Source organism: Dyella silvatica, assembly GCF_026283955.1.
GTDB lineage: Bacteria > Pseudomonadota > Gammaproteobacteria > Xanthomonadales > Rhodanobacteraceae > Dyella_C > Dyella_C silvatica.
Window position 1 is genome coordinate 1 of sequence record NZ_JAPDPE010000165.1, and the last position, 8,096, is coordinate 8,096.

General features: G+C 60.4%; 12 protein-coding genes. 9 read left to right on the forward strand and 3 right to left on the reverse strand.

From position 1 onward, the window contains the following. Window positions 1-2: 2 nt before the first annotated feature. From OUZ52_RS21370 to OUZ52_RS21410, 9 genes are all read left to right on the forward strand, one after another. Window positions 3-419: an Lrp/AsnC family transcriptional regulator gene (locus OUZ52_RS21370; protein ID WP_266160608.1), complete on the forward strand. Its 417-nt coding sequence runs from the start codon at window positions 3-5 to the stop codon at window positions 417-419. Window positions 420-553: 134 nt separating this feature from the next. Beyond that, a complete protein-coding gene (locus tag OUZ52_RS21375; RefSeq protein ID WP_266160609.1) occupies window positions 554-1,354 on the forward strand; it encodes a lysophospholipid acyltransferase family protein in 801 nt (266 codons plus the stop codon). Then, window positions 1,351-2,355, forward strand: coding sequence for a YheT family hydrolase (locus tag OUZ52_RS21380; RefSeq protein ID WP_266160610.1), 1,005 nt, complete (start codon window positions 1,351-1,353; stop codon window positions 2,353-2,355). Before OUZ52_RS21375 ends, OUZ52_RS21380 begins: the two co-directional genes overlap by 4 nt. Before the next feature lie 320 nt (window positions 2,356-2,675). Then, on the forward strand, window positions 2,676-3,797 hold the full coding sequence (locus OUZ52_RS21385; protein ID WP_266160611.1) for a PQQ-dependent sugar dehydrogenase: 1,122 nt from the start codon (window positions 2,676-2,678) through the stop codon (window positions 3,795-3,797). A 63-nt stretch (window positions 3,798-3,860) separates the two neighbouring features. After that, window positions 3,861-4,484: a YbhB/YbcL family Raf kinase inhibitor-like protein gene (locus OUZ52_RS21390; RefSeq protein ID WP_266160612.1), complete on the forward strand. Its 624-nt coding sequence runs from the start codon at window positions 3,861-3,863 to the stop codon at window positions 4,482-4,484. A 113-nt stretch (window positions 4,485-4,597) separates the two neighbouring features. Then, window positions 4,598-4,753: a DUF1328 family protein gene (locus tag OUZ52_RS21395; protein ID WP_266160613.1), complete on the forward strand. Its 156-nt coding sequence runs from the start codon at window positions 4,598-4,600 to the stop codon at window positions 4,751-4,753. An 82-nt stretch (window positions 4,754-4,835) separates the two neighbouring features. Continuing rightward, the gene (locus OUZ52_RS21400; protein ID WP_266160614.1) at window positions 4,836-5,180 is read left to right on the forward strand and encodes an ElaB/YgaM/YqjD family protein; all 345 of its coding nucleotides are present in this window, start codon (window positions 4,836-4,838) and stop codon (window positions 5,178-5,180) included. A 23-nt stretch (window positions 5,181-5,203) separates the two neighbouring features. Continuing rightward, complete coding sequence (locus tag OUZ52_RS21405; protein ID WP_425493902.1) at window positions 5,204-5,698, forward strand: ABC transporter ATP-binding protein; 495 nt, start codon at window positions 5,204-5,206, stop codon at window positions 5,696-5,698. Window positions 5,699-5,700: 2 nt separating this feature from the next. Continuing rightward, entirely contained in the window at window positions 5,701-5,994 is a 294-nt protein-coding gene (locus OUZ52_RS21410; RefSeq protein ID WP_323135386.1) for a hypothetical protein, read from the forward strand. A gap of 49 nt (window positions 5,995-6,043) precedes the next feature. On the opposite strand, the gene OUZ52_RS21415 is transcribed toward OUZ52_RS21410, so the two are convergent. The 3 genes from OUZ52_RS21415 to OUZ52_RS21425 form a co-directional block, all read right to left on the reverse strand. Continuing rightward, on the reverse strand, window positions 6,044-6,514 hold the full coding sequence (locus OUZ52_RS21415; RefSeq protein WP_266160616.1) for a nuclear transport factor 2 family protein: 471 nt from the start codon (window positions 6,512-6,514) through the stop codon (window positions 6,044-6,046). Window positions 6,515-6,542: 28 nt separating this feature from the next. After that, the gene (locus OUZ52_RS21420) at window positions 6,543-7,316 is read right to left on the reverse strand and encodes an SDR family NAD(P)-dependent oxidoreductase (protein ID WP_266160617.1); all 774 of its coding nucleotides are present in this window, start codon (window positions 7,314-7,316) and stop codon (window positions 6,543-6,545) included. Beyond that, on the reverse strand, window positions 7,313-8,096 hold a 784-nt coding region (locus OUZ52_RS21425; protein ID WP_266160618.1), incomplete at its 5' end, for a TolC family protein. The genes OUZ52_RS21425 and OUZ52_RS21420, both read right to left, overlap by 4 nt.

Genomic DNA, 8,096 nt, shown 5'->3' on the forward strand with positions numbered 1-8,096 from the left:
GCATTACTAATGCCGAGCTGGCCGAGCGGGTCAGTTTGTCCTCATCGGCCTGCTTGCGCCGGCTGCAGCGGCTGGAGGCCGAGGGCATCCTCACCGGCTATAGCGCTCAGGTCGATCCGCAGGCCGTGGGTCTGGGCCTGCAGGCTTTTGTGCGCGTGCGCCTGAGCAAGCATGAAAGTGTCGCGGTGGAGCGCTTTGCCGAGCAGGTGAATGGCTGGGACGAGGTGGTCGCCTGTTATGCCCTGACCGGCGATATGGATTACCTGATGCATATCTATGTCACCGACCTCGAGCACTTCTCTCGCTTCGTGCTCGACCGGCTGCTCAATGCCACCGGCGTCGCCGACGTCAACTCCAGTTTTGTATTGCGCACGGTAAAGCGGTCGGCGGCGCTGCCGCTGACACAGCTAGAGCGTTGAATGAACGGCATGCCCTCCCACCACTCCATCAGGGACTCGAAAAGCCGGATCATGGGCAGCCGCGACCATGCCCGTCGATGGGATGTATGGCATAGGTTTTTCGGGGTTCTTATAACGCTAAACTAACCGGACCGATGAGTACCGATACTGTCCCCATACCCTCCCGCGATCTCCTGCGTCCGCTGCGCTATCTCTGGCGTGTGCCACTACTTTTGCTGCATGTGCTGTTCGGCGTGTTGCTGTGCACGCTGATTCTCAGCTGGAACAGACAGGCGGTGATGAAGAACGGCCGAGAGCCGCTGGCCCATCGGACCATTCGATGGTGGTCGACCGTACTGCTGCGCATCTTTGGATTGCGCTCGGTGCGGATGGGCAAGCCGCTGGCCGATCCGGTGATGTTCGTCGCCAATCACACCTCCTGGATCGACATCGAATTGCTGCATAGCCAGCGCGCGGCGTGCTTTGTCGCCAAGGCCGAGATCGCCAGTTGGCCGCTGGTCGGCTGGCTGGCCGCGTGCGGCGGCACCATTTTTCATCGTCGCGGCAACAATCATTCCTTGGCGGCGGTGATGCAGGTGATGGTTGATCGTCTCGATGGCGGTCGTTCGGTGGCGGTGTTTCCCGAGGGCGGCACCGGGCATAACGGCGTGATGCGGGTTTTCCACGCGCGTATTTTTCAGGCCGCGCTGGATGCCAATGTGGCCGTGCAACCGGTGGCCTTGCGCTTTACCCGGCATGGCCAACGAGTGATCGACGCCGGTTTCCGCGATGGCGAAAACTTCATGCAGAATTTTCTGCGCCTGCTGGGCGGACCCGCGCTGGATGCCGAGGTGCATTTCCTCGAACCGGTGCCGGCAACGCCGGATGCACGCCGCCGCATGGCCGAGTTCTCGCGCGAACGGATTGCCGCCGCGTTGGAAGGGCAGGCCGTATGACGTTGCCGCGCGGAAAGGATTTCCGTCCGCCATGGCCGCTGCGCAGTGGCCACATCCAAACCATGCTTTCCTCCAGTGGCGTACGCCGGCAACTGCTGCCGCGCGCGGCGCGCACGGTGCAGCAAGGTGCCGAAGAGGTGGTGGTGGATGGCGGCGATGGCGTGCGCCTCACCGGTGCCTATACCGCGCAGAAAGTGCAGCCACAGGCGCGTGGCCTGGCGGTGTTGTTTCACGGCTGGGAGGGCAGCGTCGATTCCACCTATGTGCTGCAAACCGGTAGCCGTCTGCTGGCGGACGGCTGGGATGTTTTCCGGCTGAACTTTCGCGATCACGGCGATAGCCATCATTTGAATGAAGCGCTGTTTCATTCGTGCCGCATCGACGAAATCGTCTATGCGCTGGCGGATATCGCCAGGCGCTGGCCGGCACAGCCGATGGTGCTGGCCGGCTTTTCGCTGGGCGGTAATTTCGCCTTGCGCGCGGCCCTGCGTGCCCCGGCGCTCAACATCCCGTTGCGCTACGCGTTGGCGGTATGCCCCATCATCGATCCGGGCGAAGGCCTGTTCTCGCTGGAAGAAGAGGCGCCGTGGTTTTACCGTGCCTATTTCATGCACAAATGGCGGCGCTCGTTGAAAGCCAAGCAGGCGGCATTTCCACAGCAGCAGTATTTCGAGTTGGCCGAACTGGATCAGGACTTGCGCGGCCTGACCGAGGCACTGGTGGTCCGGCATACCGATTTCGATTCGCTGCAGGCCTATCTGGATGGCTACTCCGTAGCCGACAGCGCGCTCAAGGCGATGCAGATCCCGGCTACGATTCTTACCGCGCGCGATGATCCGGTGATTCCGGTGGGGGCGTTCGAGCGGCTTGAACTACCGCCGAACATCGAGCTGGATATTGCCGAATTCGGTGGTCACTGCGGTTTTATCCGTGGCATGGACATGACCAGTTTCACCGATGACTACATTGCCGCGCGCTTCAACGCGATCGCTACAGATTGAGAGTGGCGCTACAGTCAGATAGCACGCCGCTGCATCCGCTCTACGACCTTGCATAGATGGACCGGGATGACCGGTTTCATCAAGCGTAAGCTCATGTGGCTGTATTTCGAGTTTCGAAAGCAGTACATCGCGATCCGCAGCAAGATCGGCAAAACCGGCGAAGGTGAGCACGCAGTCTGAGCCGAGAAGGGCCTGTTCTCCTGGGTCATCAAGCGTCTGGTTCGATGTTTGAGCACGCTAAGGCAGGCGGATATCGGCACGATGGCGACAGCATCTCGCCTGTCGGTATACGCTGGTGCATCTGCCAGGAGGAAGAAGCCATGCTCAAGTCACGATGGGTCTCGTTGATTGCGTTGCTCAGTCTGTGTTCGGCGTCGGTATTCGCGGCGCCACAACTGGACAAGCTGACCTTGCCCAAGGGCTTTCATATCGCGGTGTACTCCGATCAAGTGCCGAATGCGCGCGAAATTGCGCTGGGTGCGAAGGGCACGGTATTTGTAGGATCGAATGATGCAGGCAAGGTCTATGCGCTGACCGATAGCAGCGGCAGCGGGCACGCCGACAAAGTGCGAGTGATCGCCAGTGGCCTGCAATTGCCGGTCGGCGTGGCCTTCAAGAACGGCGATCTCTACATATCCGCTGTGAGTAAAATCCTGGTATTGCGCGACATCGAAAACCATCTCGATACGCCGCCCAAGCCGGAGATCGTCAACGACAAGTTTCCTACCGAGACGCATCACGGCTGGAAGTTCATCGCTTTCGGGCCGGACAACAAGCTTTATGTGCCTATCGGCGCGCCCTGCAATATCTGCGACAAGGGTCATGACTACGCCAAGCTGGTGCGCATGAATGCCGATGGCAGCGATCGCGAAGACGTCGCCTATGGCATTCGTAACACCGTCGGCTTCACCTGGCGGCCAGGCAATCATCAACTATGGTTTACCGACAACGGCCGCGACATGCTGGGCGACGACATGCCTAGCGACGAATTGAACAAGCTCAGCAAGGTCGGCGAGCACTTTGGTTTTCCGTACTGCCATCAAGGCGACACGCTAGATCCCGAGTTCGGCAAGGGTAAAAACTGCAAAGACTACACGCCACCGGTGTTGAAACTCGGCCCGCATGTCGCCTCGCTCGGCTTGCGCTTTTACGAAGGTAGTCAATTTCCCGCCAGCTACAAGGGCGCCCTGATCATTGCCGAACACGGCTCGTGGAACCGCAGCAAGAAGTCAGGTTATCGCGTGATGACGGTGCGCTTGAACGGTGACAAGGTAGCCTCGTATGAGCCTTTGCTCGATGGTTTTCAACAGAACGAGACCGCCTGGGGCCGCCCTGCCGATGTACAGCCATTGCCCGATGGCAGCCTGCTGGTCAGCGACGACTTGGCTGGCGCGCTATATCGAGTAACTTACTCACCCGCCAATCAGACGTCCAAACCCTAATGCCGAGCGACCGTCGAGATCTACATGACGGTAGCTGGCCATGCTTTGATAGAAGGAAGACACATGCATTTGCGTAGCGACAGTTTTCAGAACGGCCAGGCCATTCCAGCGGAGTTCGCCTTCGGCAAACTCGCCGCGCCGGTCGCCTTGTCCGACAACCAGAGTCCGCATCTGGCATGGAAAAATGCACCACTTGAAACGCGCTCATTCGTGCTGACATGCATCGATCCCGATGTACCGAGCAAGCCGGATGACGTCAATCAATCAGGGCGCACGGTACCGGCCGATCTGCCCCGGGTGGAATTTGTGCATTGGCTGATGGCGAATATCCCGGTTGAGTGCGGCGAACTGGCAGCCGGCGCCTGCAGCGAAGGTGTCATCGCGCGCGGCAAACGCGTGCCCTACGGCCCACCGGGCAGTGTGCAAGGTATCAACGATTACACCGGTTGGTTTCGCGGCGACGCCGCGATGAGCGGTGAATACCTCGGTTATGACGGCCCGTGTCCACCATGGAATGATTCGCTGCTGCATCACTATCATTTTCGTATTCATGCGCTGGATGTGGAGCGATTGGAATTGGCCGATGGTTTCAGCTTGAGCGAATTGCGTGCGGCAATGCATGGCCATGTGCTGGCGGAAGCAGAATGGGTGGGTACTTACACGCTTAACGCAGCGTTACAGGCGTAAAAAATCCGCTGGCGTAGCAGTGGCGATCTTCACGCCCGCGTGGCGCAACATATGGATGAATGGCAACCGGACGAGCCCAAGAGGGAACTCACCCGTTGGGAGAGGATGCCGCCATGCTTCACTATGCGTTGATCTTTTTGATGATCGCCATCATTGCTGCGGTATTCGGTTTCGCCGGGATTGCTGGAGCCGCCGCTGGCCTGGCCAAGATTTTATGTGTCGTGTTCTTTGTTTTCGCGGTGATTGCCTTCGTGCGCCGGACTCAATGAGCAGGCGATTCATGCTCCATAGTGTGATGACTGCTGTACAGTAAAACCCCGCTAAAGGGATCCCCCGTTACGGAGAGTCATCATGAGCAAGCCCAATGAGTCGCAGTTAGAGGCACACGAGGCCGGTGCGCACGCACGCATTGAGGAAGGTGCGGTGCAAGGCACCAAGGAAGCTGTTTCGCGCGCTGCCGACCAGGTGGAAGAAGGTTTGCATCGTGCTACCGACAAGGCCGCTCACGCTGCCACCCGCGCCACCGAAAAAGCCGCCGATGTCAGTGAGCGCAGCCGTGAGGCTTATGACGAAGCCATGGACCGCGCCGATGTATGGCTGGACAAGGCGCGCGAATATGTCCGTGAAAAGCCCGTGCAGTCGGTGGCCATCGCCTTGGGTGCAGGCTGGCTGCTCGGCCGTATTCTGCGCCGCTGATCGTCTTGATCTGAGGGCAGGGAATGCAGTCACCTGAATCTTCTAGCGACGCAGCCGCTGGCGATCCGGCAGGTGCCGCGGAGCCGTCTCAGGCACAGGCTGCGGCGCCGTCGTCGAGCATGCTGGATGAGTTTGGCCGTCTAGGCCAGGCCTTCAAACAGCTTTTTGGTGCGCAGCTGAGCTTGCTCCGCGCCGAACTCGGCTTGGCGCGCCGAGCGATTTCCTGGATGTTGGTGGCGGCGTTGGCCGCTACGGTGGCGGGTGTCGGACTGGGCTTGACCTTGCTCGGATTGATCGGGGTACTGCTGGCGAAATGGTTTGGCAGCTGGGTCGGCGCATTGGCGGTACTGGCGCTGTTGCAATTATTGTTCTTGCTGGTCGCCGTGATGTTGTTCCGTCGCTGCATGCATTGGCTGAGCTTACCGGTGACACGTAGCGAATGGGGCTCGACCATGCGTGATATCCAGCGCAAGTCCAGCTATAAAGCAGCCGAAACGAGCCGAGAGGGCGACCCGTGAGCATGTCCAGACAACTCCGCGCGGTACGAGTTGCGCGTGCGCAAGCGGCAGCGGCACGCGGTGCGCTGGTCGAACCCGCCGTCGCGTTATTGGCCCGCGGTAAGCGTCACCCCTTGAGCACAGTGGGAGTCGCAGCGGGTGCCGGCTTCGTGCTGGGCCAGCTCAATATGCATCCGCTACGCGTGCCTGGGCTGGGCGCCTTGCTTAGCGGCACGGCGGCAGAACTGGTGGCGCAGGCCACTCGACTGATTGCCGAATTTGCCAGCAATACAGCCGACGATGGCGTCGACGAATAAGCGACGCTTCTGCCTGGTGTAAGGCCTGGTGTAAGGCAAAGGCACGTCGTCAGCTGTTCGATGCCGGAAACAGCACCGCCGGATCACCTGTTAACCAGACGGTGTCGATCTTCAAGTGCTCGATCAACCACTGATCGCCTTGCTTGGATAGTTCGACCACGTAGATATTCTTCAGCAACAAGTGACGGCTGTGATCGCTGCGCGGCAGATGCTGCGCTTCGACCAGCGCGAACAGCGTGGCGTGTTCGCCGTGGTAGGCCGTGATACGTTGATTGGTAACCGTATGCGTGGTGTCCAGGTCGCGTAAGGCCGCGAATATAGTGTCCGCGATGGCCTGACGACCCTCGAATACTGGAATGACTGCCCCGAGACGTTTTGCCGGTCCGCTGAAATCGAGCTTGGCATCCGCGGTAAAGGCCGACTCAAATAACGCGCGGTCATTCAAATCCTGACCTGCAGCAAATCGGTACAGTGCGTCGATGATGTCGATGCGGTCGCTCACCGCGGTAGGCGTATGCATTAGGTTTCCAGGAAATGGGGTGGGGCGATTACCAGGCTATACGCATTTGATCGCGAAAAAATCCGCCAGTGATCGCGGTCTTCGCGGAAAGGCAGGCGGCCCAGACAATGCCGGCGGCGCCTTCGGCCACAGGCCGACCGCCATGCCCGCCCATGTCGGTAGCAACCCAGCCGGGGCACACGGCGTTGACGTAGATACCGCTGCCGCGCAGCTCGGTGGCGAGCATGCGGGTATAGCTATTGAGCGCAACCTTGGATACGCGATAGGCAGGGCAGTTATCGCTGTCGCTGGCAAGCGTGGCGCAACCACTGGACACGTTGACGATGCGACCATAGCCGTGTCGCTGCATCAGCGGCAGCATCGCTTCGCATAGGCGCCAGGCGCCAAGCAAGTTAGTGTCGAGCGCGTTGCGGACTGCGTTGATATCCACTGACGATGGATGATTGTCCATGTCAAAATAGGCGCCGGCGTTATTGACCAGGATGTCTAGACGGCCGTAGTCGGTGTCGATGCGCCTGATCAGCGCATCGACATCGTCCTGCACGGTGACGTCGAGCTTTACCGCTACCGCGTCGCCGCCGTCGCGCCTGATCAGCCGCGCGGCCTTTTCACCCGCGGCCAGCGTGCGTGAACCGAGCAATACGGTCATACCGCTGGCGGCGAGTTGCCGCGCCACCTCAAGACCCAGGCCGCGGTTGGCGCCGCTGACCAAGGCAACACGTTGCGATAGCGGTGGCTCGACGGCAAGCGCCTGGCTACGCGAGGCATGCCGTGGCGCTCGCGGAAACGGCACGGCGCTCATGGCACGGCGGTGAGCTGACTGCAATGTTCATCGGCGCAGGCTTGCCAGCCGCCGCCGATCGCCTTGTACACCGACACCGCACGCAGATTGATCGCTGCCTCGGCTTCAGCCAGCGCATCCTCGGCGCTTAGCTGGGTCCGTTCGGCATCGAGCAATTCCAGGAAATCAACCGCACCTTCGTTGTAGCGCACACGGGCCAGATCGGCCGCACGCCGGCTTTGACTGGCTTGGTCCAGCAACTTTTGCACGCGCTCACGCTGCAGGTTGAAGCCAATCAGGGCATTGTCGACATCTTCCACGGCCTGCAACACCGTGCGCTGATAGTTGGCCAGCGCCGCGTCGGCACGCGCCTCGCTGGCTTTCACGTTGGAGCGCACGCGCTGCACGTTAAGCCCGGACCAGCGAATACTTGGTGCCAGCGAGAACGCGCGCGTCGACGCGCCACCGAAATCATTGCTGCGGCCGGCGAGAAAACCGATAAAGCCGCCCAAGGTGATATGCGGAAAATAATCAGCCTTTGCCACACCGATACGCGCATTGGCAGCGGCCAGTTCACGTTCAGCGATGCGGATATCGGGTCGGCGTGTCAGCACGTCGCCGGCGTCGCCTATCGGCAGCGAGACATCGATCGGCTTGAAGCCTTTTGAGGTCAGGTCGATATCCAGCTCACCGGGTCGTTCGCCCAGCAATACGGCAAGACGGAATTCATCCGCACGCGCCTGCATTTGCAGCACCGGCAGTTGTGCTTCGACCGCGCTAAGGCGCGCATTGGCGCTGGCG